The following is a 26795-nucleotide window of genomic DNA, read 5'->3' on the forward strand; positions in this document are numbered from 1 at the left end:
CCTTTAGGGGTGTCCAGAATCATTAAGCCAGATCACCTTCCCCCTCGCCCCCTTGGGGGAGAGGGTTGGGGTGAGGGGGAGCGCTTTTGATCTTCGCCTTGGACGTGACCGTCCGTAATACCGTCGAAACTTTCCCCGTCCGCCAGCAGTCATCAAAAGATACCGGCAACACGAGGACTTTCGACGGGAGGGCGGCATGGCAACGATTCACATCGGTATTTCCGGCTGGCGCTACGCACCGTGGCGCGGGGACTTCTACCCCAAGGGACTGGCGCAGAAACGCGAATTGCAGTTCGCGTCGAGAGCGGTCAACAGCATCGAAATCAATGGATCGTTCTACGCCCTGCAACGGCCTGAACGCTATGCGCAGTGGTACGCCGAAACACCCGACGACTTCGTTTTCAGCGTCAAGGCGCCACGCTTCATCACCCACATCCGCCGCTTGCGCGAGATCGAAAAACCACTGGCGAATTTCTTCGCCTCCGGGGTGCTGGAACTCAAGGAAAAGCTCGGGCCGATCCTTTGGCAGTTTCCGCCGAACTTCAAATTCGAGCCTGAGCGCTTTGAACACTTCCTCGCATTATTGCCCCACGACACCGAAGCCGCCGCCACCCTCGCCCATCAACACGATTCGCACCTGCACGGCCACGCCAGCATGAAAGCCTGGCGCAAAAAGCCGCTGCGCCATGCCGTGGAAATCCGCAACGAGAGCTTCATCGACCCCGAGTTCGTGCGCTTGTTGAAACGCCACAACACCGCGCTGGTGATCGCCGATACTGCGGACAAATGGCCGTACCGCGAAGACCTCACCAGCGATTTTGTCTACCTGCGCCTGCACGGTGCCGAAGAACTTTACGCCAGCGGCTACACCGCACCGGCACTCAAACGCTGGGCCGAGCGCATTGACGCTTGGCACCACGGCGAGCAACCGCAAGACGCACACCTGATCGCACCACGGCAGAAACCGCACGCGCGCAAATCCCGAGAGGTGTTCTGCTATTTCGACAACGACATCAAAGTCCGCGCGCCGTATGACGCCCGCGATCTGCTGCATCGTTTCGAGCTGGATAAAGACCTCGCCACCACCCCCGGCGAACCCGCTGGTGAAGGAGTGTTGCCATGAGCATTCCAGAACCGGTCGGTTTCACCGATGAAGGCTGCGTGGTCGCGCCGTCAGTGCGCACCTTCACCGTGCTGACGGTCAACACCCACAAAGGTTTTACCGCGCTCAACCGGCGCTTCATCCTGCCGGAGTTGCGCGAAGCGGTACGCAGCGTTGCCGCCGACGTGGTGTTTCTGCAGGAAGTTCATGGCACCCATGAACAGCATCCCAAGCGCTACAACAATTGGCCGACGATGCCGCAATACGAATTCCTCGCCGACAGCCTCTGGCCGCAGTTCGCCTATGGGCGCAACGCGGTGTACCCGGAGGGCGATCACGGCAACGCGTTGCTGTCGAAGTTCCAGATCATCCGTCACGACAACCTCGACGTGTCGATCAACGGCCACGAGAACCGCGGCCTGCTGCATTGCGTGCTGCGCCTGCCGGGTGACGGCACTGAAGTACATGCGATCTGCGTGCACCTGGGCCTGCGTGAAAGTCATCGCAACGCCCAACTGGATTTGCTCATGCAGCGCTTGGCGGAGTTGCCCGACGACGCACCGGTGATCGTCGCTGGCGATTTCAACGACTGGCGCCAGCGCGCCGATGCACAGCTCAAACCCTGTGGCCTGCGCGAAGTGTTCGCCGAGCATCAGGGCAAACCGGCGCGCAGTTTTCCCGCGCGCCTGCCAACACTTCGGCTTGATCGTATTTACGTGCGCAACCTCAAGGCCAGCCAGCCGAAAGTTCTGGCGAACCGGCCCTGGTCGCACCTTTCCGACCACGTTCCTTTATCGGTAGAGATCGAACTATGAGCAGCGCGCCGCTGGAGAAATCTGCCGTGGAACCGGTAGCCATCAACCCGCCGATACGCGAGCCCGGCCAGGTCGATGTCGAGTACCACTGGCAGGGCAACAACCGTGTCGAGTTGCTGGAGAACGGCGAGGAGTATTTCCCGCGAGTGTTCGAGGCGATGCGCGCAGCGAAGAGTGAAATCCTCCTCGAGACCTTTATCGTTTTCGAAGACAAGGTCGGTGCCGAGTTACAGGAGATTCTCATCGACGCTGCCCGGCGCGGTGTGCGCACCACGGTCAGCCTCGACGGCTTTGGTTGCGGCGAGTTGACCACCGCTTATCTCACCGCGCTGAGCGAGGCCGGCGTGCATCTGCAAATCTTCGACCCGGCGCCGAAACGCCTGGGCATCCGTACCAATTGGTTCCGTCGTTTGCACCGCAAGATCGTGGTGGTCGACGGCCTGATCGCATTTATTGGCGGGATCAACTTTTCCGGCGATCACCTCGCTGATTTCGGCCCTGAAGCGAAGCAGGATTATTCGGTGCAGGTCCAAGGGCCGGCAGTCGCTGACATCCACCATTTCGCCCTGCTGCAAAGTGGTCGGCCGGGCCGTGCGCGATTCTGGTGGCAACGTCGGCGCCAGCGCCGTGCGGAAATGGCCTTCAATGATCACGACGGTCAGGTGCGTCTGGTGTTCCGTGATAACGACCAGCACCACTCCGATATCGAAGACGTCTATCTGCAGGTACTGCGCCGCGCCAAACGCCGGGTGGTGATCGCCAACGCCTACTTCTTTCCCGGTTATCGCCTGTTGCGGGAAATCCGTAATGCAGCGCGTCGCGGGGTCGAGGTGCGCCTGATTCTACAAGGTCAACCGGACATGCTGGTGGCCAAACTGGCGGCGCGCATGACCTACGACTACCTGCTCAAGGCCGGCGTGCAGATTCACGAATATTGCCAGCGCCCGCTGCACGGCAAAGTCGCGCTGGTCGATGAAGAATGGAGCACGGTCGGCTCAAGCAATCTCGACCCGTTGAGCCTGTCGCTGAATCTGGAAGCCAACGTGCTGATCCGCGACCGCGCCTTCAATCAGCACTTGTTCGAGCGCCTCGAAGACCTCAGTCAAAACCATTGCAAAGCCATGGATGCCAGCAAGTCCCCACGTGGACGCATCTGGCACATGACCGTAGGGTTTCTGGTGTTTCACTTTCTGCGGCATTTCCCGGCGATGGCCGGATGGTTGCCAGCACATAAACCGCGGCTCAAGCCATTTCGAGGGAACACGCCATGAGCCACTCCGAAGCGCACCCGAGCGGCCATGCGGCGCCAGCCACTCATTCGAAATGGAGTCGCTGGAAGCGCCCGTTGACCCTGCTGTTTTTCCTCGCGCTGATCGTGTTGCTGACGCTGTTCGCCACGCGCATCGAATGGGCCGAAGTGCTGCAAACCCTCGCCGACTTCAAGGTGCGTACGCTGATCATCGCCGCCAGCCTGACGCTGTTGAGCTTTCTGGTGTACGCCAGTTTTGATCTGATCGGCCGTACTTACATTCGTCAGGACCTGACCTGGAAACAGATTCTGCCGGTAGGGATCATCAGCTATGCGTTCAACTTGAATCTGAGCGCGTGGGTGGGTGGCATCGCCATGCGCTATCGGCTGTATTCGCGCCTTGGCGTGAGCAAAAGCAACATCGCCAAGATTCTCGGTCTGAGCCTGGCGACCAACTGGTTCGGCTACATGACCATCGCCGGTGCGGTGTTCAGCAGCGGGCTGGTGAGCATGCCGCCAGGATGGAAAGTCAGCAGTGACGCGTTGCAAGGCATTGGGGTGCTGTTACTGCTGATCAGCGCCGGTTATCTCGCGGCGTGTCAGTTTTCCAAGCGCCGCGAATGGTCGATTCGCGGCGTGGAAATCAATCTGCCGTCGTTGCGCATGGCGGTCCTGCAACTGCTGCTGGGGGCGTTGAACTGGTCGCTGATGGCGGCGGTGATTTTCACCTTGCTGCCGAGCAAGCTCGATTATCCGTTGGTGCTGGGCGTGTTGTTGATCAGTGCGATTGCCGGGGTCATCACGCATATTCCGGCCGGGCTTGGGGTGCTGGAGGCGGTGTTTGTGGCGCTGCTGCAACACGAGGCTTCGCGCGGCAGTCTGGTGGCGGGGTTGCTGGCGTATCGGGCGATTTATTTTCTGTTGCCGTTGTTGATTACGGTGGTGATGTATCTGGTGGTTGAGGCCAAGGCCAAGGCGCTGCGAATAGAGAAGAAACCGTCCTGAGAAAGTTGCTAAGGCTGATGCCCTCTTCGCGAGCAGGCTCGCTCCCACAGGTTGAATGCATTCCAAATGTGGGAGCGAGCCTGCTCGCGAAAGTGCCCGGGAGAACAACACAGATCATGCGGACTGAATAATGCTCAACCGCTCACCCACGACCATCTCGGTAATCCAGTCCACCAGAATCGAGGTGTACGCCTGCTGCGACACCGGCTCGCTCAGCGCATGATCGGCGCCGTCGATAATCCGGTGGGTCAGTGAATGGGTCTGCTGACACGCCGCACGGTAACTCATGATCGCTGCATGCGGGACGTAATCGTCGGTTTCCGACTCCACCAGCAACATATCGCCAGTGAACTGCGAACAAGCATGCAACGCCCGATTGGTGTCCGCGCGCACCAGCGTGCTGCGGTAATCGCGCAGATCGGCCTTGTCCAGCTCACGCTTGGGTGTGTGCCATTGCTCGTCGCGATACAGTGCCGGCACGCGCAACGCCAGCCAGCGCACCGGGCGCAGCGAGGTCAGGATCGACGCCAGATAACCGCCATAACTGGTACCGACCACGGCGATCGCGGAAGTGTCGAGCGCCGGATGCGCCAGCAAGCGGTCATACGCCGCGAGCAAATCACGCAGGTTGTCTTCGCGGGTGACGCGAGTCAGCGGGATGCCGGTACCGCCGGTGTGTCCGCGCAAGTCGAAGGTCAGGCACACACAGCCGAGACCGGCGATGCCTTTGGCGCGCTCAAGGTCCCGTTCCTGACTGCCGCCCCAACCGTGCACAAACAACACCCCCGGGACTTTCGATTTGGGACTGAGAAATGTCCCGCTCATCTGTTCATCATCAATGTCGATTTGAATGCTTTCGCTTCTAGCCGTCATAAGATTTGACCGTTACGTATTTGAGGAGAAATTCGCTGTTCTCAGCCGGCCCGCGATAGACCTCGATAGCGTCCGCTGGCAGCGGCTGATCGATGTAGGTTTCCACCGAAGACACCCGGATCGCGCGCATCCCCGGGTCGTTGACGAAGCTTTGCAACGCTGCCACTTCAGCACTGCTGGCACCGCCCATGCGCCAGGATTGTTCGAGCACACCGCTGCGGGTTTTGCCGTTGCTGTCCAGGCCCTGGGCGATGTCGTAGTTGCGTCGCGAAGCATAGAAGCGCGGATAGGCTTGATTGGCGGCCGCGTCGAAAACCTGCGCCTGCTCAATGGCCAGACGCACATCGTCGGGCAGGTCCAGCGTCAGTAGTTCGTCATAACCACCCTGCACCACCAGCAGATTCGAGCCGCCATAAACCTCTTCGCCGTGGGCGTCCTTGGTCAAGTATTGATCACCGCAGTAGCTCAGCACTTTATCGCCGATGAATGACTGGCCGACGCTGTGGGTGATGACGTCGCTCAGGTCCTGTTCCAGCACCACGCCTTCGCTGAACTGCTTTTCAATGTCAGGGCGGGCAAGGATTTCGTCAAAGGCATCGAGGCTTTTGATCACTTCCTGCCCCCGACCGGCGCAGGCGTGAACCGGCTTCAAACGAATCGGGCCGTTGTACAGCAAATGCTCGGCAGCGGGCCGCGCATCTTCCAGCGCGAACACGCTGAGACCGTCGAGCACTACGTTACGCGTCCGCTCGGAAAACAGTGGCGACCACCCAGGTGGCGCATGAGCCAGATGACTGCGCAAACCGTGGCTGATGGCTTTGGTGCAGATGAAATCGTGCTCGACAAAGCCACCCCACAAATCGTCAGGGCCTGTGATACCGAGTTGCTGAGCGCTGGCAGTGCCGACAATGGTTTGCGTCGGTAGCAGATACAGATCACGGCCGCGATGTTTGTCCGGGTCGTAGCTGCCGCCGAATTTGCATCCGAGAATCTGCGCCAGCCATCGCGCCAGGGCCTTGTTGGTCTGTACTTCATGTTGCGGCGCGTCGGCGCGCACTGAGTGGGCGACGACGATTTTCCTGCGGGGTGTCGGGGTCATGCGTCCCCCTTCCATCGGTTCGATGACTGTAGCGGTGAAGAGTGCAGAGATCAGGCCAACGGCGGCTCTAGTAAAATCATAGACCAATCAGAAACTTGCCAGCAGGGTGCTGGCATCACGCCTGTTTCAATCTGCACGACGGCGTGCAAAACCCCGGCAAATTGCACGATCCCGAACCTTGTGCGGTCTCTTGTAGGAGTGAGCCTGCTCGCGATAGCGGTGGGTCAGTCACCTCACGGTTTTCTGACAGATTGCTATCGCGAGCAGGCTCACTCCTACATTAGATGTTCGTTGCTTTCGGGATCGGGGTCACACCAAACCGCGCCCGATAATCACTCGGCGCCAGCCCGGTAATCTTCTTGAAGATTGCGCGAAACGCGCCCGGATCCTGATAGCCCACCGTCCACGCAATGTGATCGATCGTGCCATTGCTGAACTCGAGCATTTCCCGCGCCTTGCCGACCCGTAGATGCTGGCAGTACTCGGTCGGTTTCAACCCGCTCGCCGCGCGGAACCGCCGCAGAAATGTGCGCTCCTCCAGCCCGGCCCGCCCCGCCATCGCCGTCAGCGAAACATCCGTCGCGCCGGTGCTTTGCAGCCAGTGCTGAACCTTGAGAATCGCCGCATCGCCATGACCGAGAATCGGCGCGAAATTACTGCCGCACTCACTGGCGCTGTCACTGTGCTCGATCACCAGAAATCGCGCGGTGCCGGTGGCAATGCTCGGCCCGAGCAACCTGTCGACCAGACGTAATCCCAGTTCCGACCAAGCCATCAACCCGGCCGTGGTGATCAAGTCGCCGTCGTCGACAATCGGGGTATCCGCCTTGAGCTTGATCTTCGGGTAACGCTCGGCGAAGGCCTTGGCCGAGGTCCAGTGGGTGGTGGCGCTGCGGCCGTCGAGCAGACCGCTTTCAGCCAACATCAGCGAACCTACGCAAACCCCGCCAAGCGTCGCACCGCGGGCATGTTGATCGCGTAACCATTGCATCAGGCTGGCCGGTGCTTGCGCCGCCGAGAACCCGCCGATCGACGGCGGAATCAGCACCGCCAGCAAAGCGCTGTCGTCACCCGCATGACTGGCGTAAGTGCGCGTCGGCGGCTGATCACCTTCGACCTGCCAATGACTGACCCGCAGCACAGGCAACTGCGCGGCCTGATGCTCGGCGGCAATCCGGTTGGCCACCGCAAACAAATCGGTCAAACCGTGCACCGCTGCCATCTGCGCACCGGGATAAATCAGCACCCCCAGTTCAGCGATGGCAGCTCTTTCTGCGCCCATTGTCAGTTTTCCCCTGTCTATTGTCGGTGCGGCCAATCCCCGAATCTCTGCTCAGCGCCAATACTGAAGCCACTTCCAGCCACTACATCGAGGACACACCCATGGCCAAGCAAGCGCTCATCGTAGTCGATATCCAGAACGACTACTTCCCCCAAGGCAAGTGGCCGCTGGCCGGTGCTGATGCCGCCGCCGACAACGCCGCTCGGCTGATCGCCGCCTTCCGCGAGGCCGGCGATTCGGTAATACACATTCGCCACGAATTCACCTCAGCGGACGCGCCGTTTTTCACCCCGGGATCGGACGGCGCCAAGCTGCATCCGAAAGTGCTCAACCGCGCTGATGAACCGGTGGTGCTCAAACACTTCGTCAACTCGTTCCGCGAAACCGAACTGCAAGCGATCCTCGACGAACAAGGCATCAAGGAACTGGTAGTGGTCGGCAGCATGAGCCACATGTGTGTTGACGGCATTACCCGCGCGGCGGCAGATCTGGGTTATGGCGTGACCGTGATTCACGATGCCTGCGCCAGCCGCGATCTTGAGTTCAATGGCCTGACAGTGCCGGCCGCTCACGTCCATGCCGCGTTCATGTCAGCGCTGGGTTTTGCCTACGCCAGCGTGGTGTCCACTGACCAACTCCTCGCAGCCAAAAGCTGAGTCATATTTCGCAAAAACACTGGGCCCGCGTTATTGCGGGCCTTTTTTCGTCTGTCATGAAAATCTCACGCGTGAGCCATTGATGGCATTTTGAATTGGTTGTAGTGTGGCTCACGCGTGAGATGTCCATAACCGAGCCATTGCCATGAAAAGCCGTTCCCCCACCGCGAAATCAGAAAGTCCCAAGGGAGAGCGCGCGAAACCGTCGGCGAAAAAACCGTCGAGCTTCTATATGAAGCAGATGCGCGCGGGCCTGGCCGCTGCCGGTTATGTGAAACACGAAACTTGGGTGCTTCCCGAAAACCGAAGCTTGCTCAAGCAAATGGAGCAACAGCTACGCCAACCGATTCTGGCTGGCTCTTTCATGTCGGAGAATTACATGAGCGCAGGCAACAACTGGACCATCGATAGCCTCTTCAACGCCCTCAAGGCCCTGGACGAGGTGGCTTCGCAAGAAATCACGCTGTCGCTGATCCAGAGCTCCGAACCCAGCATCAAGCTGGAAATGAACGAATTCGGCGGTCTGCCGATTCACATCGCCCTGGCCGGCCAGCAGATCATCGTCGACACCGTGCTGGTGGACATCGATTCGATCAGCGACGTGCGCGCCTTCAACGATGCCGTGCTGCGCAGCCGGGAAATGTTCCCGCTGTCGTCGATCGGTATCGAGTCGATGCCGAACGGGCAGACCGTTTACAACATGTTTGGCGCCCTCAGCGCCGACTCGAGCCTGACCAACGTGGTGACCGAGGTGAAAACCCTGGTCGACAACGTGCAGCGCGCGAGCGAAGCCTTCGAACACTTCTTCAAGTAATCAACAGGGAATATCCAATGACTCAGTCCATCTGGAGCAAGTTGTTCACCGCACTGCGCGGCGGCGCCAATGAAGTCGGCGAAGCGATCGCCGACCAACAGGCCCTGCGCATCCTCGATCAGGAAATCCGCGACGCCGACACCGCCCTGTCGAACGCACGCCGCGAACTGGTCACCATCATGGCCAAACACAAACTGGCTGCCGACCGCGTGAGCGAGTACGACGCCAAGATCAAGGATCTGGAAGCCAAAGCGGTCTCGGCGCTGAACGCCGGCCGTGAAGACCTGGCACTGGAAGTGGCCGAAGCGATTTCGACCCTGACCAACGAGCTGGATGTTGAGAAAAAGCAGAGCGACGAATTCGGCACTTACGCCGAAAACATGCGCAAAGACATCAGCAAAGCCGAGTCGCGGATCAAGAGCCTGCGCCAGCAAGTGGACATGGCCAAGGCCCGTGAAAGCGTGCAGAAAGCCCAGGTCAGCGCTTCCATCGCCAGCGGTGGCGCCAATGGCAAACTGGAAACCGCCGTCGGTACGTTGAACCGCCTGCAAGCCAAGCAGCAGCAACGTGCTGCCGAGCTGAGCGCGGCGGACGAACTGGCTGACGCTTCGACCGGCAACGACCTGGAACGCAAACTGCGCGACGCCGGCATCACGCCGAACGAAGGCAGCGCCAATGCGATTCTTGAGCGCCTGAAGCAAAAGTCCGCTCAGTAAGCATTTGCGCAAAACCTGTGGGAGCGAGCCTGCTCGCGAAGACGGAATATCAGTCGGCATATGAGTCAGCTGACATGACGCTTTCGCGAGCAGGCTCGCTCCCACATGGTTTGTGGCGTGTCGTTGATCGCGTAGCCCGGTACACTAGCCACGTTTTTTTCGCCGACGAACACCTCCACCCGCTTCAAGGAACGTACCCATGGGATGGTTTAAAGACTTGCTGGGCACCAGCAACTGGCAGACCGCTGCGCCGACATCGACCGTTGCCAGTGGCCCACTCGGCTTGGCTCAGGGCAAGGCTGTCAGGTTCGATACGACGCTGGCGCTGCTGCTCGACGGCTCGACCACGGTGCGCGTGCCCTTCGATCAGGCGATCTGGAGTCACGGCTGGGTCGACCTCGGCCAGTCCAATAAACTGCACCGCTATTACATGAATGACGAGGATTTCTGGCTGCAGATCCACGTCACCGGTGACGATCAGATCGAATCGGTCACCCTGTTCAACTACCTCAGTTACGTGACCGTCAACAGTGACGCCGAACTGCAGCGTCTGGCCGGCCCCAACAGTTCGATCGGTCTGCCGACCTACACCCACGCAGGTGTCGAATACACCCGCGAGTGGGGCACCGAGCACGGCCAGACCGAACTCGTACCGATGACCGAACAGGTGGTCAATCCGGACGAGAGCTACACCATCGAACACCACTCCATGCTTTATGCGCGCGAGACCGGCCTGACCGATCGCCGCGAATTGCTGCTGTTCTCCGTCGAACAGGATGAAGAAGGCACCGTCAGCCTGAGCACTTCGCTCGGCATTTCGCTGTACACGACAGATCTGAGCACCATTTAAAAAAGGAAGTTTTTCATGCTGGAAGTGCTGGCCGTTTCCCTGAACAAAACCGCGCTGGTCGGTTTCGTCGTCTACCTCATCGGCGCCGTACTGCTGTTCATGCTGTTTCAATTCGTCTACACGCGCATCACACCGCACAAGGAATTCGAGCTGATTCGCTCCGGCAACGTAGCCGCGGCCATCGCTTTGGCCGGCGCGATCATCGGCTTCGCGATTCCGGCCAGTAACGTGATTGCGTTTTCGGTCAATGTTCTCGATTTCGTACTGTGGGCGGTGATTGCCGCCGTCGTGCAACTGCTGGCGTTTCTTGCCACGGGCCTTGTGCTCAAAGGCACCTCCCAGCGCATCGCCAACGGTGAAATCGCTTCCGGCATTTACGTTGCAGCGGTCGCGATCAGCGTCGGCATGCTCAACGCGGCGTGCATGACACCGTCCAACTGATCGGCAGGAAGCCTTAGATGAAACGCAGCAAATACGTTCAGTTGTCCCTCGCTGCCTCGGTGGCCATGGCCGTTTCCGGCCAAGTGACAGCCGCGGATCAACCGCGCAATTTCCAGAACGTGGAACAGTGCGTCGACGCCGAAGTGGCTGCCGATGTCTGCTCCAACGCCTACGTCGCCGCTCTGACCGAACACCGGCGCATCGCCCCGGCGTACGACGCCAAGGCCAAGTGCGACGCAGATTTCGCCGCTGACTGGTGCCAGAAGAATTCCGACGGCCGCTTCGTGCCGAAACTCGGCGGCTTCAAAGTGCCGCAGGAAGGTGAGCCGGCGCAGAACCTCGACGCCATCGCCAATGCCCAGATGCCCGCCGGTAGTGCAACGGCGCAGAATGTGCAAAGCACTTCGCACGTCTCCAGCGGTGGCGGAAATGGCTGGCTGACCGGCTGGCTGATCGGCAACGCGATGAGCAACAACGCCGAACGCACGGTTTACCGCGATCGCGAAACGCGCCAGCCCTACAACACCTCGACGCAGTACCGCAGAGCCGAAACCACGACGCGCAGCCAGCCGGATTACGAGAGCAGCAAAAGCAAACCGGTCAACGTGGCTTCTTCGACGTCACGCGGCGGCTTCGGCAGCCAGTCCAGCGCCCGTAGCGGCTGGGGTGGCTGGGGCAGCAGTTCTGGTTCTGGTCGTTCGAGTAGCTGACCATGAAGAAGATCCTCTGCGCCGAGCGCCCCGACTGGAAACAGACCGCCGAAAGCCTCGGCTTCATGTTCCACACCATCGACGACGAGCCGTACTGGGACGAAAGCGCGTACTACCAGTTCACGCTCGCGCAGATCGAAAACGATCTTGAGGACCCGACCACCGAACTGCACGAGATGTGCATGGACCTGGTCGACCGTGTGGTGCACAGCGAGGAACTGCTGGATCGCCTGAGCATCCCGGCGCCGTACTACGACATGATCCGTACTTCCTGGCTGGAAGGTCATCCGCATCTGTACGGCCGCATGGACTTTTCCTACAGCGGCAACGGCCCGGCAAAACTGTTGGAGCTCAACTACGACACGCCGACCAGTCTTTATGAAGCGGCAGCGTTTCAATGGGGCTGGCTGGAACAATGCATCGAGCGCGGCACCCTGCCGCGCCATGCCGACCAGTTCAACAGCATCGACACCCAGTTGCACCAGGCCTTCGCCGAATTACAGCTGAAGCGTCCGTTCTACTTTGCTTCGATGAAAGAGTCGGTCGAAGACAAGGGCACCACGGATTACCTGCGGTTGATCGCCGAGAAGGTCGGCATCGAATCACGGCACATCGATATTGAAGACATCGGCTTGACGGCTGAAGGGCGTTTTGTCGATCTGGAAGATCGCTGGATCCCGCATCTGTTCAAGCTGCATGCCTGGGAATTCATCTTCCACGAGCCGTTCGGCGCGGCGATTGCCGAGTGCGATACGCAGTTTTTCGAACCGGCGTGGAAGGCGATTCTGTCGAACAAAGCTGCACTGCCGTTGCTGTGGGAAATGCACAAAGGGCATCCGAATCTGCTGGCGGCGCATCTCGACCCGAACCCGGCAAGCGCGGTGCCTAAAGGCTGGGTACGCAAGCCGTACTTTTCCCGCGAGGGCGCGAACATTGAGTTGCAAACGGCTGATGGTCTGATCGTCAAAGAGGACGGACCCTACACGGATGCACCGTTTATCCTGCAGGAATTTGCACCGCTGCCGAAATTTGGCGACAGCTACACGTTGATCGGTTCGTGGGTGATCGGCGATCAGGCAGCGGGGATTGGTGTAAGGGAAGACAACAGCCTGATCACTAAAGATTCGAGCCGGTTTCTGCCGCATCTGATCCTTGATTGAAACCCGAATCCCTTCTGTGGGAGCGAGCCTGCTCGCGAAAGCGGTGTGTCATTCAACCATTTTTTGAACTGACCGACGCCTTCGCGAGCAGGCTCGCTCCCACAGTTGATCGGGGGGATTGCAGGTTATTTGCTCCACAAAAAAGGCCCGTCGTTTAAGCGACGGGCCTTTTTATTTGCAGCGGTTACAGCAGCGAATCAGAACGGAATATCGTCATCAAAGCTATCGAAATCCGGAGCCGGTTGCGGTGCGGCCTGTTGTGGAGCCGGGGCCGAACGCTGCTGTGGAGCCGACTGCTGCGGACGCGGCGCCTGCTGGCGTGGCGCTGGAGCGGACTGCTGGTAGTTGTTGCCACCACCTTGTTGGTCGCCCTGCTGTGGACGGCCGCCGAGCAGTTGCATGGTGCCTTGCATGTCGACCACGATTTCGGTGGTGTAACGCTTGATACCGTCTTTTTCCCACTCACGGGTCTGCAGCTTGCCTTCGATGTAAACCTGCGAACCCTTGCGCAGGTATTCGCCGGCAATTTCCGCAACCTTGCCGAACATCGAAACACGGTGCCACTCGGTCTTCTCGACCTTCTGACCGGTTTGCTTGTCGGTCCATTGTTCGCTGGTGGCCAGACTCAGGTTGGTCACGGCGTTACCGTTAGGCAGGTAGCGAACTTCGGGATCCTGGCCGCAAGTGCCGACCAATATGACTTTGTTAACCCCACGGGCCATAACGTTCTCCTAGGCTTCGCAAGCAGCCCCGGCCGGGTTGTTCACCAGGCGTTCGAGGGTGTCGCGATCCACTAATTCTTTGTCCAGTTTGATGTAAACAGCCGCTTCGTCAGCAACTATCACTGCATCGGTTACCCCTACGAGGGCCTTGAGGCGCTCGACCAGACCCGCTTCGCGGATCGCCTCGGGCGACAACGGCAAGCGCAGGCTCGTCACGTAGGGAGGTTCACGCATGGTAACAGCAAAGGCCAACCAAAGTGCAGCCAGCCCGGCACATCCAAGGAACACAACCGACAGACCGCCATGCTGAAACAGCCAGCCGCCGAGTATCCCGCCGAGTGCCGAACCGAGGAACTGGCTGGTGGAATACACGCCCATCGCCGTGCCCTTCCCGCCCGCCGGTGAAACCTTGCTGATCAGCGACGGCAATGAAGCCTCCAGCAGATTGAACGCGGTGAAGAACACCACCGTACCGATCACCAGAGCCCGCAGGCTGTCGCCGAACTGCCAGAAGAATAGCTCAGTCAGCATCAGCGTCATGACGGCGCCGAGCAAAACTCGTTTCATTTTGCGTTTCTTCTCGCCATAGATGATGAACGGGATCATGGCGAAGAACGAAATCAGCAGCGCGGTGAGGTAGACCCACCAGTGCTGTTCCTTGGGCAAACCGGCTTTTTCCACCAGCGCCAGGGGCAATGCAACGAAGCTCGACATCAACATGGCATGTAACACAAAGATGCCCAGATCGAGTCGCAGCAAGTCCGGATGCTTGAGCGTCGGCATCAAGGCCTGACGCGCCACGCCGGACTCGCGATGAGTCAACGGCCCGGTGGATTTCGGCACCATGAACATCACGATGACGATGCCCACCAGCGCCATGCCGCCGGTGGCAAGAAACAATCCAGAGAGCCCGAAAGCACGGGTCAACAGCGGCCCAACCACCATGGCCACGGCGAACGACAGACCGATGGTCATACCGATCATGGCCATCGCTTTGGTGCGATGTTGTTCGCGGGTCAGGTCGGAAAGCAGCGCCATGACCGCAGCGGAAATCGCCCCGGCACCCTGCAGGATCCGCCCGGCGATGACGCCCCAGATCGAGTCGGCCTGAGACGCCAGCACACTGCCGAGGGCAAAGACGATCAGCCCGAGGTAAATCACCGGACGACGGCCTATGCGGTCGGAAATGATTCCGAACGGAATCTGGAAAATTGCCTGGGTGAGGCCGTAAGCGCCGATAGCCAACCCGATCAGGGCCGGGGTCGCGCCTGCCAGATCCATGCCGTAGGTCGCCAGTACCGGCAACACCATGAACATGCCAAGCATACGGAAGGCGAACACCAGGGCCAGACCGCTCGCCGCGCGGGTCTCGCTGCCACTCATGCGTTCGCTGTGGGGATCGTGCATGGAAAAACCTCGTGTGAACCGGCGGCGATTCTACCAGTCCCATCGGAAGACGGGGTAGATCGCGACGCTTTGACGCGTATAGATGAAACTCTCTTCATCCGGGGCAAAAAACCCTTCGTTTGATAGTGTGCATCCATCCAGTATTTGCCCGTATACTCCTATGTTTTCGACGCCCGCCGAGCGAGGCCACTTTGGACAAGATCCTGATACGTGGGGCCCGTACCCACAACCTGAAGAACATCGACCTGACCCTGCCACGGGACAAGCTGATCGTCATCACCGGCCTGTCCGGATCCGGCAAGTCGTCCCTGGCCTTCGACACACTGTACGCCGAAGGTCAGCGCCGCTATGTCGAATCGCTGTCGGCCTACGCCCGCCAGTTCCTGTCGATGATGGAAAAACCCGACGTCGACACCATCGAAGGCCTGTCGCCGGCGATCTCCATCGAACAGAAGTCGACCTCGCACAACCCGCGCTCCACGGTCGGCACCATCACCGAAATCTACGACTATCTGCGCCTGCTCTATGCCCGCGTCGGTACGCCGCGCTGCCCGGATCACGATATTCCACTGGAAGCGCAGACCGTCAGCCAGATGGTCGACCTGGTGCTGGCGCAGCCGGAAGGCAGCAAGCTGATGCTGTTGGCCCCGGTGATCCGCGAGCGTAAAGGTGAACACCTTTCGGTCTTCGAAGAGCTGCGCGCACAAGGTTTCGTACGCGCCCGGGTCAACGGCCGCATCTGTGAGCTCGACGAACTGCCGAAACTGGATAAACAGAAGAAGCACTCGATCGATGTAATCGTCGACCGTTTCAAGGTACGCGCCGATCTGCAGCAACGTCTGGCCGAGTCTTTCGAGACTGCGCTGAAACTGGCGGACGGCATTGCACTGGTGGCGCCGATGGACGATGAGCCGGGCGAAGAGATGATCTTCTCCGCGCGCTTCGCCTGCCCGATCTGCGGCCATGCGATCAGCGAACTGGAACCGAAGTTGTTCTCCTTCAACAACCCGGCCGGCGCTTGCCCGACCTGTGATGGCCTGGGCGTGAAGCAGTTCTTCGACATCAAGCGGTTGGTCAACGGCGACCTGACCTTGGCCGAGGGTGCGATCCGCGGCTGGGACCGGCGCAACGTCTACTACTTCCAGATGCTCGGCTCACTGGCCTCGCACTACGGTTTCAGCCTCGAAGTACCGTTCAACGAACTGCCGGCCGACCAGCAGAAATTCATCCTGCACGGCAGCGGCTCGCAGAACGTCGACTTCAAATACCTGAACGACCGTGGCGATATCGTCAAACGTTCGCACCCGTTCGAAGGCATCGTGCCCAACCTTGAGCGTCGCTACCGCGAGACCGAGTCGGCAAGCGTGCGCGAAGAGCTGGCCAAGTTCCTCAGCACTCAGTCGTGCCCGGATTGCCGTGGCACGCGCCTGCGTCGCGAGGCGCGGCACGTTTGGGTTGGCGAGAAGACATTGTCGGCGGTGACCAATCTGCCGATCGGTGATGCTTGCGAATACTTCGGCCAGCTGAAGATGACCGGCCGCCGTGGCGAGATCGCGGACAAGATTCTCAAGGAAATCCGTGAGCGTCTGCAGTTTCTCGTCAACGTCGGTCTCGACTATCTGTCGCTGGATCGCAGCGCTGACACCCTTTCCGGTGGCGAGGCGCAACGGATTCGTCTGGCCAGCCAGATCGGTGCGGGCCTGGTGGGCGTGTTGTACATCCTCGACGAACCGTCCATCGGCTTGCATCAGCGTGATAACGACCGACTGCTCGGCACGCTCAAGCACCTGCGCGACATCGGTAACACGGTAATCGTGGTTGAGCACGACGAAGATGCGATTCGTTTGGCTGACTATGTTGTCGATATCGGCCCGGGCGCCGGCGTGCACGGCGGGCAGATCGTTGCCGAAGGTACGCCGGCGGAAGTCATGGCGCATCCGGACTCCCTGACTGGCAAATACCTGTCGGGCCGGGTGAAGATTGAAGTGCCGGCCAAGCGCACACCACGCAACAAGAAGCTCAACCTGTCGCTCAAAGGCGCGCGTGGCAACAACCTGCGTAATGTCGATCTGGATATCCCGATCGGTCTGCTGACGTGCGTCACCGGCGTGTCCGGCTCGGGCAAATCGACGCTGATCAACAACACGCTGTTCCCGCTGAGCGCCACCGCCCTCAACGGCGCGACCACCCTGGAAGCGGCAGCGCATGACAGCATCAAAGGCCTGGAGCATCTCGACAAAGTCGTCGATATCGACCAGAGCCCGATTGGCCGTACACCGCGCTCTAACCCTGCGACGTATACAGGGCTGTTCACACCGATCCGTGAACTGTTCGCCGGCGTGCCCGAATCACGCTCTCGTGGTTACGGCCCGGGGCGCTTCTCGTTCAACGTCAAGGGCGGTCGTTGCGAAGCGTGCCAGGGCGATGGTCTGATCAAGGTTGAGATGCACTTCCTGCCAGACATCTACGTGCCGTGCGATGTGTGCAAGAGCAAGCGCTACAACCGCGAAACCCTTGAGATCAAATACAAGGGCAAGAGCATCCACGAAACCCTCGAAATGACCATCGAGGAAGCCCGAGTGTTCTTCGACGCGGTGCCGGCGCTGGCGCGCAAGCTGCAGACGCTGATGGATGTCGGTCTGTCGTACATCAAGCTCGGACAGTCGGCGACCACGTTGTCCGGCGGTGAAGCGCAGCGGGTCAAGCTGTCCCGCGAACTGTCCAAGCGTGACACCGGCAAGACCCTGTACATCCTCGATGAGCCAACCACCGGTCTGCACTTCGCGGATATTCAGCAGTTGCTCGATGTGTTGCATCGACTGCGCGACCACGGCAACACAGTGGTGGTGATCGAACACAACCTCGACGTGATCAAGACGGCCGACTGGCTGGTCGATCTGGGGCCGGAGGGCGGCTCCAAAGGTGGGCAGATCATTGCCACCGGCACGCCTGAGGATGTGGCCGAGATGAAGCAATCTCACACCGGCCATTACCTCAAGCCATTGCTGATCCGTGATCGGGCTTAAACGCCAGGCATGAAAAAGCCCCTGTCACTTCATCAGTGACAGGGGCTTTTTTGTATCGATTGCAATCAGGAAGTGTGGGATTGCAGATAGTTCTCGAGACCGATCAGCTTGATCAGGCCCAACTGCTTTTCCAGCCAGTAGGTGTGATCTTCTTCGGTGTCGTTCAACTGCACGCGCAGGATCTCACGGCTGACATAGTCTTTGTGCTGCTCGCACAGCTCGATGCCTTTGCACAGCGCAGCTCGGACTTTGTACTCAAGACGCAGATCGGCTTCGAGCATCTCCGGCACAGTGGTGCCGACATCCAGATCATCCGGACGCATGCGCGGCGTGCCTTCGAGCATCAGAATCCGGCGCATCAGTGCATCAGCGTGACCGGCTTCTTCTTCCATCTCGTGGTTGATTCGCTCGTAGAGCTTGGTGAACCCCCAGTCCTCATACATCCGCGAATGAACGAAATATTGATCACGCGCGGCCAGTTCGCCGGTCAGCAACGTGTTGAGGTAATCGATTACGTCTGGGTGGCCTTGCATCGCCCTACATCTCCCTACTTGAAAGGCTGTAGTTTGAACCAACCTGACTGGAAGGTCACCCGCTTCACGCAATAAAAGCGAAGATATTCTGAGAAAAGCAGCCTAAATAACGCAAAAACCGCCCGAATGAGGGCGGTTCTGCTTCTCGTTTAGACTTCGTTAAGCTGTACGTTGAGCAGCTTTGCGATTGCTTCTCCATACGCCGGGTCGGCTTTGTAGAAATGCTGCAGCTGACGATCGACCACATCACTGGAAACACCCGACATGGCGCCGGCGATATTGCTGACCAGCAATGCTCTCTGCTCGTCGCTCATCAGTCGGAACAGCGCGCCGGCGTGGCTGTAGTAATCGGTATCCTCGCGGTGATCGTAGCGATCTGCAGCACCGCTCAAGGCCAGCGCTGGTTCAGCGTAACGCGGCGCTTGTTTCGGCGCTTCGGTATAGCTGTTCGGTTCGTAGTTAGGCGCGGCACCACCATTGCTGCCGAACGCCATCGAGCCATCACGCTGGTAAGTGTTCACCGGGCCGCGTGGCGCGTTCACCGGCAACTGCTGGTGATTGGTACCTACGCGATAGCGGTGAGCATCGGCATAGGCGAACACGCGACCTTGCAGCATGCGGTCTGGCGAGAGACCAACGCCTGGGACCATGTTGCTTGGGCCGAACGCGGCTTGCTCGACTTCAGCAAAGTAGTTCTGCGGGTTGCGGTTCAGCTCCAACTCACCCACCTCGATCAACGGGAATTCTTTCTGCGACCAGGTTTTGGTGACGTCAAAAGGATTCTCGTAATGTGCCGCCGCCTGAGCTTCGGTCATGATCTGGATGCATACGCGCCATTTCGGAAATTCACCGCGCTCGATCGCTTCGAACAGATCACGCTGGGCGTAATCCGGATCGGTGCCAGCCAACCGCGCAGCATCGGCCGGAGCCAGATTCTTGATGCCTTGTTTGGTCTTGTAGTGCCATTTCACCCAGTGACGCTCACCTTTTGCGCTGATCAGGCTGTAGGTGTGGCTGCCGAAGCCGTGCATGTGACGGTAGCCATCAGGAATGCCACGATCGGAGAACAGAATGGTGACCTGGTGCAGCGCCTCGGGCGAATGCGACCAGAAGTCCCACATCATCTGCGCACTTTTCAGGTTGCTTTGCGGCAGACGTTTTTGCGTGTGAATGAAATCAGGGAACTTCAGTGGATCACGGATGAAGAACACCGGCGTGTTGTTGCCAACAATGTCCCAGTTGCCTTCTTCGGTGTAGAACTTCAATGCAAAACCGCGCGGATCACGCTCGGTGTCGGCAGAGCCGCGTTCGCCGCCTACCGTGGAGAATCGCAAAAACGTCGGGGTTTGTTTACCGACAGATTCAAACAACTTGGCGCTGGTGTATTCGGTGATGTCGCGGGTCACGGTAAAGGTGCCGTAAGCACCTGAGCCTTTAGCGTGAACACGACGCTCAGGGATGTTTTCCCGATTGAAGTGGGCGAGCTTCTCGATCAGATGAAAGTCGTCGAGCAGCAGCGGGCCACGCGGGCCGGCGGAGCGAGAATTCTGGTTATCAGCGACAGGTGCGCCACTGGCGGTCGTAAGCGTTTTGATCTGGCTCATACGGTCTTCTTCCTCTGTCAGTCTTGAAACTGCCGGCTAATCGGCTTGTCGGGAAGTATCGATCATCCATGTGATAGCTACAAATTCATTAACTTGCAGACATCGATAGATAATTACTAATTATGTTTCCCAGCACATAGTGACAACAGAGACATGTCAGAAGCTTGTATGAACAGCGCATTTTCTTGCAGGCACAAAAAACCGGGCACTAGGCCCGGTTCTTTGTTTCAGACTGACGTCTTACTCGGCGGATACAGCTTCGCCGGCAGTAGCACGATCAACCAACTCGACGTACGCCATAGGCGCGTTGTCGCCAGCGCGGAAACCGCACTTGAGGATGCGCAGGTAGCCACCCTCACGGGTAGCGTAACGCTTGCCCAGGTCGTTGAAGAGCTTACCAACGATAGCTTTCGAACGAGTACGGTCGAAAGCCAGACGGCGGTTAGCCAGGCTATCTGTCTTGGCCAGAGTGATCAGCGGCTCAGCAACGCGACGCAGTTCTTTGGCTTTTGGCAGAGTAGTTTTGATCAGCTCGTGCTCGAACAGCGACACCGCCATGTTTTGGAACATGGCCTTGCGGTGCGAGCTGGTGCGGCTCAGGTGACGACCACTTTTACGATGACGCATGGTTCATTCCTTACCAAACACTACGTTCGGTGATTACGACGATCAGGCAGTCGCCTTGTCGTCCTTCTTAAGACTTGCAGGCGGCCAGTTGTCGAGGCGCATGCCGAGGGACAGACCGCGGGAGGCCAGAACGTCCTTGATTTCAGTCAAGGATTTCTTGCCAAGGTTCGGAGTCTTCAACAGCTCTACTTCGGTACGCTGAATCAGGTCACCGATGTAGTAGATGTTTTCCGCCTTAAGGCAGTTAGCCGAACGTACAGTCAGTTCCAGATCGTCAACCGGGCGAAGCAGGATCGGATCGATCTCGTCTTCCTGCTCGACAACCACTGGCTCACTGTCACCTTTGAGGTCGACGAACGCAGCCAACTGCTGTTGCAGGATGGTTGCAGCGCGGCGGATAGCCTCTTCAGGATCCAGAGTACCGTTGGTTTCCAGATCAATAACCAGCTTGTCCAGGTTGGTACGCTGCTCGACACGGGCGTTTTCCACCACGTATGCGATACGGCGAACCGGGCTGAACGAAGAGTCAAGCTGCAAGCGACCGATGCTGCGGCTTTCGTCTTCATCGCTCTGACGCGAGTCTGCTGGTTCATAACCACGACCACGAGCTACGGTGAGCTTCATGTTCAGGGCGCCGTTAGACGCCAGGTTAGCGATTACGTGATCGGGATTAACGATCTCGACATCATGATCCAGCTGAATATCGGCAGCGGTAACCACCCCCGAACCCTTCTTCGACAAGGTCAGCGTAACTTCGTCACGACCGTGCAGCTTGATGGCCAGACCTTTAAGGTTCAACAGGATTTCAATTACGTCTTCCTGTACACCTTCGATGGCGCTGTACTCGTGGAGCACACCGTCAATCTCGGCCTCGACTACTGCGCAGCCGGGCATTGAGGACAACAGGATGCGTCGCAGCGCGTTGCCCAGGGTGTGGCCAAAACCACGCTCGAGAGGCTCGAGAGTGATCTTGGCGCGGGTTGGACTGACAACCTGCACATCAATGTGGCGGGGTGTCAGGAACTCATTTACCGAAATCTGCATGGATGCACCTATTTTCTAGCCCTTACTTGGAGTAGAGCTCGACAATCAGGCTTTCGTTGATGTCGGCGGACAGATCACTGCGAGCAGGAACGTTCTTGAAAACGCCCGACTTCTTCTCAGTGTCTACTTCTACCCATTCTACGCGGCCACGTTGGGCACACAGATCGAGAGCTTGGACAATGCGAAGTTGGTTTTTTGCTTTCTCGCGAACTGCAACCACGTCACCAGCACGAACCTGATACGACGGAACGTTTACGGTCTGACCGTTAACGCTGATCGACTTGTGCGATACCAGCTGACGGGATTCGGCACGAGTCGAACCAAAGCCCATACGGTATACAACGTTGTCCAGACGGCATTCGAGCAGTTGCAGCAGGTTTTCACCGGTTGCACCTTTCTTGCCAGCAGCTTCTTTGTAGTAGCCGCTGAACTGACGCTCGAGAACGCCGTAAATACGACGGACCTTCTGCTTTTCACGCAGTTGGGTGCCGTAATCGGACTGGCGACCGCGGCGTTGGCCGTGGATACCAGGTGCTGCTTCAATGTTGCACTTCGATTCGATCGCGCGCACGCCGCTCTTCAGGAAGAGATCGGTGCCTTCGCGACGAGCGAGTTTGCATTTTGGACCAATGTAACGAGCCATTCTTTACAATCTCCTGGATTACACGCGGCGCTTCTTCGGCGGACGGCACCCGTTGTGCGGGATTGGCGTCACGTCGGTGATGCTGGCGATCTTATAGCCACAGCCGTTCAATGCACGGACAGCGGACTCACGACCTGGACCTGGACCTTTGACGTTAACGTCGAGGTTTTTCAGGCCATATTCCAGCGCAGCTTGACCAGCACGTTCAGCAGCTACTTGAGCAGCAAACGGGGTGGACTTGCGGGAACCGCGGAAACCCGAACCACCGGAGGTAGCCCAAGAAAGCGCGTTACCTTGACGGTCGGTGATGGTCACGATGGTGTTGTTAAAAGAAGCATGGATGTGGGCGATGCCATCAACCACTGTCTTTTTAACTTTTTTACGAGGACGAGCAGCAGGTTTTGCCATGATTAATTTCCTGTCGATTCGCGTGGGCGATTACTTGCGGATCGGCTTACGCGGACCTTTACGGGTACGCGCGTTAGTCTTGGTACGCTGACCGCGTACTGGAAGACCACGACGATGACGCAGACCACGGTAGCAACCGAGGTCCATCAAACGCTTGATTTTCATGTTGATTTCGCGACGCAGGTCACCTTCAGTGGTGAACTTCGCCACTTCGCCACGCAACTGCTCAATCTGCTCGTCGCTCAGATCTTTGATCTTTGCGGCTGGGTTTACCCCAGTCTCTGCGCAAATTTTCTGCGCAGTAGTGCGACCAACACCATAGATGTAGGTCAGCGAGATAACAGTGTGCTTGTTATCTGGAATGTTAACGCCTGCAATACGGGCCATTCAGTGGGACTCCAATTGACAGCTACCTACGCCCCGGAAGCCAAGAAATAGGGCGCGAGATAATATCGCTGTAATAACAAATAATCAACCCGGCAGCGCACTAGCTGCCGGGCTTCAAGCAGATCACACTCAGCCTTGGCGCTGTTTGTGACGCGGTTCCGCGCTGCAAATTACTCGAACAACACCTTCGCGGCGAATAATCTTGCAGTTACGGCACAGCTTTTTCACCGATGCACGAACTTTCATCACCAACTCCTCGAACCTTATGGGTACTCAGCGCAACATGCCGCTGCCGTAACCCTTCAGGTTGGCTTTCTTCATCAGGGATTCGTACTGGTGCGAAACGAGGTGCGATTGTACTTGGGACATGAAGTCCATCACAACCACGACCACGATCAGCAACGAGGTCCCGCCAAGGTAGAACGGAACGTTTGCTGCAACCACCAGGAACTGGGGCAACAGGCACACGGCCGTCATGTAAAGAGCACCGAACATGGTCAAGCGAGTCAGAACGCCATCAATATAGCGCGCAGACTGCTCACCTGGACGGATGCCCGGAATAAAGGCACCGGACTTCTTCAGGTTTTCCGCTACGTCTTTCGGATTGAACATCAACGCCGTATAGAAGAAGCAGAAGAAAATAATCCCTGCACTAAACAGCAGAATATTCAACGGCTGACCAGGAGCGATCGACTGCGAGATGTCCTGCAACCAGCCCATACCTTCAGACTGACCGAACCAGGCACCCAACGAAGCCGGGAACAGCAAAATGCTGCTCGCGAAAATAGCCGGAATAACACCGGCCATGTTCACTTTAAGCGGCAGGTGGCTTGTCTGCGCAGCAAAAACCTTGCGGCCCTGCTGACGCTTGGCGTAGTGAACAGCAATACGACGCTGACCACGCTCAATGAACACCACAAAACCGATAATCGCTACTGCCAGCAAACCGATGGCAACCAAGGCGAAGATGTTGATATCACCCTGACGCGCAGACTCGAAAGACTGCCCGATTGCTCTCGGAAGACCGGCGACGATACCCGAAAAAATCAACATCGAGATACCGTTGCCTACACCACGCTCAGTAATCTGCTCACCCAGCCACATCATGAACATCGCACCAGCCACAAAAGTGGATACCGCGACGAAATGGAAGCCAAAGTCACCAGTGAACGCAACACCCTGCCCCGCCAGACCAATGGACATGCCAATAGCCTGAACGAGAGCGAGGATGACGGTGCCGTAGCGGGTGTACTGGCTGATCTTGCGACGGCCAGCTTCACCTTCCTTCTTCAACTGCTCCAGCTGCGGACTGACGGCTGTCATCAGTTGCATGATGATCGATGCCGAAATGTACGGCATGATCCCCAGTGCAAAGATGCTCATCCGTTCCAGCGCGCCGCCGGAGAACATGTTGAACAAGCTAAGAATGGTCCCCTCATTCTGTCGAAACAGGTCTGCGAGTCGGTCCGGGTTAATACCTGGAACCGGGATGTGTGCGCCTATTCGGTAGACGATAATCGCCAGGAACAGAAAACGCAGACGAGCCCAGAGTTCAGACATACCGCCTTTGCCGAGCGCAGAGAGAGCACCTTGCTTAGCCATTTATTCCTCGAACTTGCCGCCAGCTGCTTCGATAGCCGCACGCGCACCTTTGGTGGCGCCGATTCCCTTGCCGATAGTGACAGCGCGAGTCACTTCACCGGACAGCATGATTTTCACACGCTGTACGTTGACGTTGATCACGTTGGCATCTTTCAGGGACTGCACGGTGACGATGTCGCCTTCCACTTTAGCCAGCTCGGACAGACGCACTTCTGCGCGGTCCATGGCTTTCAGGGAAACGAAACCGAACTTCGGCAGGCGACGATGCAGCGGCTGTTGACCGCCTTCAAAGCCTGGAGCAATGGTGCCACCGGAGCGGGAGGTCTGACCTTTGTGACCACGGCCACCAGTCTTACCCAAACCGCTACCGATACCACGGCCCGGACGATGCTTTTCGCGACGGGAACCCGGCGCTGGACTCAGATCATTGAGTTTCATCGATTAACCCTCGACACGCAGCATGTAGTAAGCCTTGTTGATCATCCCGCGATTCTCGGGAGTATCCTGGACTTCCACAGTGTGACCGATGCGACGCAGACCCAGACCCTTAACGCACAGTTTGTGGTTAGGGATGCGGCCGGTCATGCTTTTGATCAGCGTTACTTTAACGGTAGCCATGATCAGAAGATCTCCTTGACGCTTTTGCCACGCTTGGCGGCAATGGATTCAGGAGACTGCATAGCTTTCAAACCTTTGAAAGTGGCGTGAACCACGTTTACCGGGTTAGTCGAGCCGTAGCACTTGGCCAGAACGTTCTGAACGCCAGCAACTTCGAGAACAGCACGCATAGCGCCGCCAGCGATGATACCGGTACCTTCAGAAGCAGGCTGCATGTACACCTTCGAAGCGCCGTGAGCGGACTTCATTGCGTACTGCAGAGTGGTGCCGTTCAGATCAACTTGAATCATGTTGCGGCGAGCAGCTTCCATTGCCTTCTGGATCGCAGCAGGCACTTCACGCGACTTGCCACGGCCGAAGCCAACACGCCCTTTACCATCACCAACCACGGTCAACGCGGTGAAAGTGAAGATACGGCCGCCTTTAACGGTTTTGGCTACGCGGTTAACTTGAACCAGCTTCTCAATGTAGCCTTCGTCGCGCTTTTGGTCGTTATTTGACATAACTTAGAACTCCAGCCCAGCTTCACGAGCAGCATCAGCCAGCGCTTTAACGCGGCCGTGATACTTGAAGCCAGAGCGGTCGAAAGCCACTTGCGAGACGCCAGCGGCCTTAGCACGCGTAGCGACCAGCTGGCCAACCTTTGTGGCCGCGTCGATGTTGCCAGTGGCACCATCGCGCAGTTCTTTATCCAAAGTCGAGGCGCTTGCCAGGACCTTGTTGCCGTCGGCCGAGATGACCTGGGCGTAGATGTGCTGCGACGAGCGGAACACGCAGAGACGCACGACTTCGAGTTCGTGCATTTTCAGGCGTGCTTTGCGAGCGCGACGCAGTCGAGTAACTTTTTTGTCGGTCATTTGCTATGCCCTACTTCTTCTTGGCTTCTTTACGACGGACGACTTCGTCCGCGTAGCGCACACCTTTGCCTTTGTACGGCTCTGGTGGACGGAAGTCGCGGATCTCAGCGGCCACTTGACCTACCAGCTGCTTGTCGATGCCCTTGATCAGGATATCGGTCTGGCTAGGAGTCTCAGCGGTGATGCCTTCCGGCAGTTCGTAATCCACTGGGTGCGAGAAGCCAAGGGCCAGGTTCAGAACCGTGCCTTTTGCTTGCGCTTTGTAACCAACACCGACCAGCTGGAGCTTGCGCTCGAAGCCTTGGCTTACGCCTTGGACCATGTTGTTTACCAACGCACGCGTGGTACCGGCCATTGCGCGAGTTTGTTGATCGCCATTGCGAGCAGCGAAACGCAGCTCACCAGCTTCTTCAACGATCTCAACGGACGAATGGATGTTCAGTTCAAGAGTACCCTTGGCACCCTTCACCGAAAGCTGTTGGCCTGCGAATTTTACTTCGACACCGGCTGGCAGCTTAACGGGGTTCTTAGCGACGCGAGACATG

31 protein-coding genes are annotated in these 26795 nt (G+C 58.2%); 12 read left to right on the plus strand and 19 right to left on the minus strand.

The genetic code is table 11. From position 1 onward, the window contains the following. Positions 1-196: 196 nt before the first annotated feature. Genes AC5SEM_RS22420 through AC5SEM_RS22435 form a run of 4 tightly spaced genes read left to right on the plus strand, consistent with a single transcriptional unit; the run spans position 197 to position 4171 of the window. Entirely contained in the window at positions 197-1123 is a 927-nt protein-coding gene (locus tag AC5SEM_RS22420; protein ID WP_495471303.1) for a DUF72 domain-containing protein, read from the plus strand. Beyond that, a complete protein-coding gene (locus AC5SEM_RS22425) occupies positions 1120-1917 on the plus strand; it encodes an endonuclease/exonuclease/phosphatase family protein (RefSeq protein WP_495471304.1) in 798 nt (265 codons plus the stop codon). The genes AC5SEM_RS22420 and AC5SEM_RS22425 overlap by 4 nt, the downstream gene beginning before the upstream one ends. Then, positions 1914-3188 (plus strand): cardiolipin synthase ClsB, encoded by a 1275-nt coding sequence (gene clsB / locus AC5SEM_RS22430; protein WP_495471305.1) that lies wholly within the window; start codon positions 1914-1916, stop codon positions 3186-3188. The genes AC5SEM_RS22425 and clsB overlap by 4 nt, the downstream gene beginning before the upstream one ends. Next, positions 3185-4171, plus strand: a complete 987-nt coding sequence (locus tag AC5SEM_RS22435; RefSeq protein WP_137216607.1) for a lysylphosphatidylglycerol synthase domain-containing protein — start codon at positions 3185-3187, stop codon at positions 4169-4171. Before clsB ends, AC5SEM_RS22435 begins: the two co-directional genes overlap by 4 nt. Positions 4172-4285: 114 nt before the next feature. Here AC5SEM_RS22435 and AC5SEM_RS22440 read toward each other — a convergent pair whose 3' ends face one another. The 3 genes from AC5SEM_RS22440 to AC5SEM_RS22450 form a co-directional block, all read right to left on the minus strand. Beyond that, on the minus strand, positions 4286-5044 hold the full coding sequence (locus tag AC5SEM_RS22440; RefSeq protein ID WP_495471306.1) for an alpha/beta hydrolase family protein: 759 nt from the start codon (positions 5042-5044) through the stop codon (positions 4286-4288). Continuing rightward, complete coding sequence (locus AC5SEM_RS22445; protein ID WP_495471307.1) at positions 5034-6143, minus strand: DUF3182 family protein; 1110 nt, start codon at positions 6141-6143, stop codon at positions 5034-5036. Before AC5SEM_RS22445 ends, AC5SEM_RS22440 begins: the two co-directional genes overlap by 11 nt. A 280-nt stretch (positions 6144-6423) precedes the next feature. Then, entirely contained in the window at positions 6424-7425 is a 1002-nt protein-coding gene (locus tag AC5SEM_RS22450) for a GlxA family transcriptional regulator (RefSeq protein ID WP_495471308.1), read from the minus strand. Between the two features lie 101 nt (positions 7426-7526). Here AC5SEM_RS22450 and AC5SEM_RS22455 point away from each other — a divergent pair, with 101 nt between their 5' ends. The 7 genes from AC5SEM_RS22455 to AC5SEM_RS22485 all read left to right on the plus strand — a co-directional run bounded on the left by AC5SEM_RS22455 (position 7527) and on the right by AC5SEM_RS22485 (position 12772). Then, positions 7527-8081: a cysteine hydrolase family protein gene (locus AC5SEM_RS22455; protein ID WP_495471309.1), complete on the plus strand. Its 555-nt coding sequence runs from the start codon at positions 7527-7529 to the stop codon at positions 8079-8081. Between the two features lie 145 nt (positions 8082-8226). After that, a complete protein-coding gene (locus AC5SEM_RS22460; RefSeq protein WP_093434422.1) occupies positions 8227-8895 on the plus strand; it encodes a YjfI family protein in 669 nt (222 codons plus the stop codon). A 17-nt stretch (positions 8896-8912) separates the two neighbouring features. After that, positions 8913-9611 carry a PspA/IM30 family protein gene (locus AC5SEM_RS22465; RefSeq protein WP_064118871.1) on the plus strand — a complete coding sequence of 233 codons (699 nt, stop codon included), beginning with the start codon at positions 8913-8915 and terminating at the stop codon, positions 9609-9611. Between the two features lie 199 nt (positions 9612-9810). Continuing rightward, on the plus strand, positions 9811-10461 hold the full coding sequence (locus AC5SEM_RS22470) for a DUF2491 family protein (protein WP_212620936.1): 651 nt from the start codon (positions 9811-9813) through the stop codon (positions 10459-10461). Between the two features lie 15 nt (positions 10462-10476). Then, on the plus strand, positions 10477-10902 hold the full coding sequence (locus AC5SEM_RS22475) for a DUF350 domain-containing protein (protein ID WP_016983572.1): 426 nt from the start codon (positions 10477-10479) through the stop codon (positions 10900-10902). Positions 10903-10919: 17 nt separating this feature from the next. Then, complete coding sequence (locus AC5SEM_RS22480) at positions 10920-11612, plus strand: DUF1190 domain-containing protein (protein WP_116029905.1); 693 nt, start codon at positions 10920-10922, stop codon at positions 11610-11612. Positions 11613-11614: 2 nt separating this feature from the next. Continuing rightward, entirely contained in the window at positions 11615-12772 is a 1158-nt protein-coding gene (locus AC5SEM_RS22485; protein WP_495471310.1) for a glutathionylspermidine synthase family protein, read from the plus strand. Positions 12773-12969: 197 nt separating this feature from the next. Here AC5SEM_RS22485 and AC5SEM_RS22490 read toward each other — a convergent pair whose 3' ends face one another. Further along, positions 12970-13494, minus strand: coding sequence for a single-stranded DNA-binding protein (locus AC5SEM_RS22490; protein ID WP_008081898.1), 525 nt, complete (start codon positions 13492-13494; stop codon positions 12970-12972). A 9-nt stretch (positions 13495-13503) separates the two neighbouring features. Then, positions 13504-14901: an MFS transporter gene (locus tag AC5SEM_RS22495; protein WP_016983569.1), complete on the minus strand. Its 1398-nt coding sequence runs from the start codon at positions 14899-14901 to the stop codon at positions 13504-13506. Between the two features lie 191 nt (positions 14902-15092). Between AC5SEM_RS22495 and uvrA the strand changes: the two genes are divergently transcribed. Beyond that, positions 15093-17927 carry an excinuclease ABC subunit UvrA gene (gene uvrA / locus AC5SEM_RS22500; RefSeq protein WP_495471311.1) on the plus strand — a complete coding sequence of 945 codons (2835 nt, stop codon included), beginning with the start codon at positions 15093-15095 and terminating at the stop codon, positions 17925-17927. A 65-nt stretch (positions 17928-17992) separates the two neighbouring features. Here the strand turns inward: uvrA and bfr are convergent, their stop codons facing one another. From bfr to rplF, 14 genes are all read right to left on the minus strand, one after another. Continuing rightward, the gene (bfr, locus tag AC5SEM_RS22505; RefSeq protein WP_007918444.1) at positions 17993-18460 is read right to left on the minus strand and encodes a bacterioferritin; all 468 of its coding nucleotides are present in this window, start codon (positions 18458-18460) and stop codon (positions 17993-17995) included. A 149-nt stretch (positions 18461-18609) separates the two neighbouring features. Continuing rightward, on the minus strand, positions 18610-20064 hold the full coding sequence (locus AC5SEM_RS22510) for a catalase (protein WP_495471312.1): 1455 nt from the start codon (positions 20062-20064) through the stop codon (positions 18610-18612). Between the two features lie 240 nt (positions 20065-20304). Further along, on the minus strand, positions 20305-20691 hold the full coding sequence (rplQ, locus tag AC5SEM_RS22515) for a 50S ribosomal protein L17 (RefSeq protein ID WP_003176402.1): 387 nt from the start codon (positions 20689-20691) through the stop codon (positions 20305-20307). A gap of 42 nt (positions 20692-20733) precedes the next feature. Beyond that, positions 20734-21735: a DNA-directed RNA polymerase subunit alpha gene (locus AC5SEM_RS22520; protein ID WP_003186012.1), complete on the minus strand. Its 1002-nt coding sequence runs from the start codon at positions 21733-21735 to the stop codon at positions 20734-20736. 22 nt (positions 21736-21757) lie between these two features. Continuing rightward, complete coding sequence (gene rpsD, locus AC5SEM_RS22525) at positions 21758-22378, minus strand: 30S ribosomal protein S4 (protein ID WP_003176404.1); 621 nt, start codon at positions 22376-22378, stop codon at positions 21758-21760. Between the two features lie 18 nt (positions 22379-22396). Further along, entirely contained in the window at positions 22397-22786 is a 390-nt protein-coding gene (rpsK, locus tag AC5SEM_RS22530) for a 30S ribosomal protein S11 (RefSeq protein ID WP_002555466.1), read from the minus strand. A 30-nt stretch (positions 22787-22816) separates the two neighbouring features. Next, the gene (gene rpsM, locus AC5SEM_RS22535; RefSeq protein ID WP_009045849.1) at positions 22817-23173 is read right to left on the minus strand and encodes a 30S ribosomal protein S13; all 357 of its coding nucleotides are present in this window, start codon (positions 23171-23173) and stop codon (positions 22817-22819) included. A gap of 129 nt (positions 23174-23302) precedes the next feature. Beyond that, on the minus strand, positions 23303-23419 hold the full coding sequence (rpmJ, locus tag AC5SEM_RS22540) for a 50S ribosomal protein L36 (protein ID WP_002555468.1): 117 nt from the start codon (positions 23417-23419) through the stop codon (positions 23303-23305). A gap of 27 nt (positions 23420-23446) precedes the next feature. Continuing rightward, on the minus strand, positions 23447-24775 hold the full coding sequence (gene secY / locus AC5SEM_RS22545) for a preprotein translocase subunit SecY (protein WP_077574735.1): 1329 nt from the start codon (positions 24773-24775) through the stop codon (positions 23447-23449). Further along, positions 24776-25213: a 50S ribosomal protein L15 gene (rplO, locus tag AC5SEM_RS22550; protein WP_003228720.1), complete on the minus strand. Its 438-nt coding sequence runs from the start codon at positions 25211-25213 to the stop codon at positions 24776-24778. 3 nt (positions 25214-25216) lie between these two features. After that, positions 25217-25393 carry a 50S ribosomal protein L30 gene (gene rpmD / locus AC5SEM_RS22555; RefSeq protein ID WP_003176408.1) on the minus strand — a complete coding sequence of 59 codons (177 nt, stop codon included), beginning with the start codon at positions 25391-25393 and terminating at the stop codon, positions 25217-25219. A gap of 2 nt (positions 25394-25395) precedes the next feature. Continuing rightward, on the minus strand, positions 25396-25896 hold the full coding sequence (rpsE, locus tag AC5SEM_RS22560; protein ID WP_003186035.1) for a 30S ribosomal protein S5: 501 nt from the start codon (positions 25894-25896) through the stop codon (positions 25396-25398). A 3-nt stretch (positions 25897-25899) separates the two neighbouring features. Continuing rightward, entirely contained in the window at positions 25900-26250 is a 351-nt protein-coding gene (rplR, locus tag AC5SEM_RS22565; RefSeq protein WP_003186037.1) for a 50S ribosomal protein L18, read from the minus strand. 10 nt (positions 26251-26260) lie between these two features. Next, entirely contained in the window at positions 26261-26794 is a 534-nt protein-coding gene (gene rplF / locus AC5SEM_RS22570; protein ID WP_003176412.1) for a 50S ribosomal protein L6, read from the minus strand. Position 26795: the final 1 nt, after the last annotated feature.

It is taken from the genome of Pseudomonas sp. CH61, assembly GCF_059429415.1.

What these genes read in the sequence shown, in the direction of transcription:
- AC5SEM_RS22420 (WP_495471303.1), top strand. Translation starts at nt 197, where the DNA reads ATGGCAACGATTCACATCGGTATTTCCGGCTGGCGCTACGCACCGTGG.
- AC5SEM_RS22425 (WP_495471304.1), top strand. Translation starts at nt 1,120, where the DNA reads ATGAGCATTCCAGAACCGGTCGGTTTCACCGATGAAGGCTGCGTGGTC.
- clsB (WP_495471305.1), top strand. Translation starts at nt 1,914, where the DNA reads ATGAGCAGCGCGCCGCTGGAGAAATCTGCCGTGGAACCGGTAGCCATC.
- AC5SEM_RS22435 (WP_137216607.1), top strand. Translation starts at nt 3,185, where the DNA reads ATGAGCCACTCCGAAGCGCACCCGAGCGGCCATGCGGCGCCAGCCACT.
- AC5SEM_RS22440 (WP_495471306.1), bottom strand. Translation starts at nt 5,044, where the DNA reads ATGACGGCTAGAAGCGAAAGCATTCAAATCGACATTGATGATGAACAG.
- AC5SEM_RS22445 (WP_495471307.1), bottom strand. Translation starts at nt 6,143, where the DNA reads ATGACCCCGACACCCCGCAGGAAAATCGTCGTCGCCCACTCAGTGCGC.
- AC5SEM_RS22450 (WP_495471308.1), bottom strand. Translation starts at nt 7,425, where the DNA reads ATGGGCGCAGAAAGAGCTGCCATCGCTGAACTGGGGGTGCTGATTTAT.
- AC5SEM_RS22455 (WP_495471309.1), top strand. Translation starts at nt 7,527, where the DNA reads ATGGCCAAGCAAGCGCTCATCGTAGTCGATATCCAGAACGACTACTTC.
- AC5SEM_RS22460 (WP_093434422.1), top strand. Translation starts at nt 8,227, where the DNA reads ATGAAAAGCCGTTCCCCCACCGCGAAATCAGAAAGTCCCAAGGGAGAG.
- AC5SEM_RS22465 (WP_064118871.1), top strand. Translation starts at nt 8,913, where the DNA reads ATGACTCAGTCCATCTGGAGCAAGTTGTTCACCGCACTGCGCGGCGGC.
- AC5SEM_RS22470 (WP_212620936.1), top strand. Translation starts at nt 9,811, where the DNA reads ATGGGATGGTTTAAAGACTTGCTGGGCACCAGCAACTGGCAGACCGCT.
- AC5SEM_RS22475 (WP_016983572.1), top strand. Translation starts at nt 10,477, where the DNA reads ATGCTGGAAGTGCTGGCCGTTTCCCTGAACAAAACCGCGCTGGTCGGT.
- AC5SEM_RS22480 (WP_116029905.1), top strand. Translation starts at nt 10,920, where the DNA reads ATGAAACGCAGCAAATACGTTCAGTTGTCCCTCGCTGCCTCGGTGGCC.
- AC5SEM_RS22485 (WP_495471310.1), top strand. Translation starts at nt 11,615, where the DNA reads ATGAAGAAGATCCTCTGCGCCGAGCGCCCCGACTGGAAACAGACCGCC.
- AC5SEM_RS22490 (WP_008081898.1), bottom strand. Translation starts at nt 13,494, where the DNA reads ATGGCCCGTGGGGTTAACAAAGTCATATTGGTCGGCACTTGCGGCCAG.
- AC5SEM_RS22495 (WP_016983569.1), bottom strand. Translation starts at nt 14,901, where the DNA reads ATGCACGATCCCCACAGCGAACGCATGAGTGGCAGCGAGACCCGCGCG.
- bfr (WP_007918444.1), bottom strand. Translation starts at nt 18,460, where the DNA reads ATGCAAGGCCACCCAGACGTAATCGATTACCTCAACACGTTGCTGACC.
- AC5SEM_RS22510 (WP_495471312.1), bottom strand. Translation starts at nt 20,064, where the DNA reads ATGAGCCAGATCAAAACGCTTACGACCGCCAGTGGCGCACCTGTCGCT.
- rplQ (WP_003176402.1), bottom strand. Translation starts at nt 20,691, where the DNA reads ATGCGTCATCGTAAAAGTGGTCGTCACCTGAGCCGCACCAGCTCGCAC.
- AC5SEM_RS22520 (WP_003186012.1), bottom strand. Translation starts at nt 21,735, where the DNA reads ATGCAGATTTCGGTAAATGAGTTCCTGACACCCCGCCACATTGATGTG.
- rpsD (WP_003176404.1), bottom strand. Translation starts at nt 22,378, where the DNA reads ATGGCTCGTTACATTGGTCCAAAATGCAAACTCGCTCGTCGCGAAGGC.
- rpsK (WP_002555466.1), bottom strand. Translation starts at nt 22,786, where the DNA reads ATGGCAAAACCTGCTGCTCGTCCTCGTAAAAAAGTTAAAAAGACAGTG.
- rpsM (WP_009045849.1), bottom strand. Translation starts at nt 23,173, where the DNA reads ATGGCCCGTATTGCAGGCGTTAACATTCCAGATAACAAGCACACTGTT.
- rpmJ (WP_002555468.1), bottom strand. Translation starts at nt 23,419, where the DNA reads ATGAAAGTTCGTGCATCGGTGAAAAAGCTGTGCCGTAACTGCAAGATT.
- secY (WP_077574735.1), bottom strand. Translation starts at nt 24,775, where the DNA reads ATGGCTAAGCAAGGTGCTCTCTCTGCGCTCGGCAAAGGCGGTATGTCT.
- rplO (WP_003228720.1), bottom strand. Translation starts at nt 25,213, where the DNA reads ATGAAACTCAATGATCTGAGTCCAGCGCCGGGTTCCCGTCGCGAAAAG.
- rpmD (WP_003176408.1), bottom strand. Translation starts at nt 25,393, where the DNA reads ATGGCTACCGTTAAAGTAACGCTGATCAAAAGCATGACCGGCCGCATC.
- rpsE (WP_003186035.1), bottom strand. Translation starts at nt 25,896, where the DNA reads ATGTCAAATAACGACCAAAAGCGCGACGAAGGCTACATTGAGAAGCTG.
- rplR (WP_003186037.1), bottom strand. Translation starts at nt 26,250, where the DNA reads ATGACCGACAAAAAAGTTACTCGACTGCGTCGCGCTCGCAAAGCACGC.
- rplF (WP_003176412.1), bottom strand. Translation starts at nt 26,794, where the DNA reads ATGTCTCGCGTCGCTAAGAACCCCGTTAAGCTGCCAGCCGGTGTCGAA.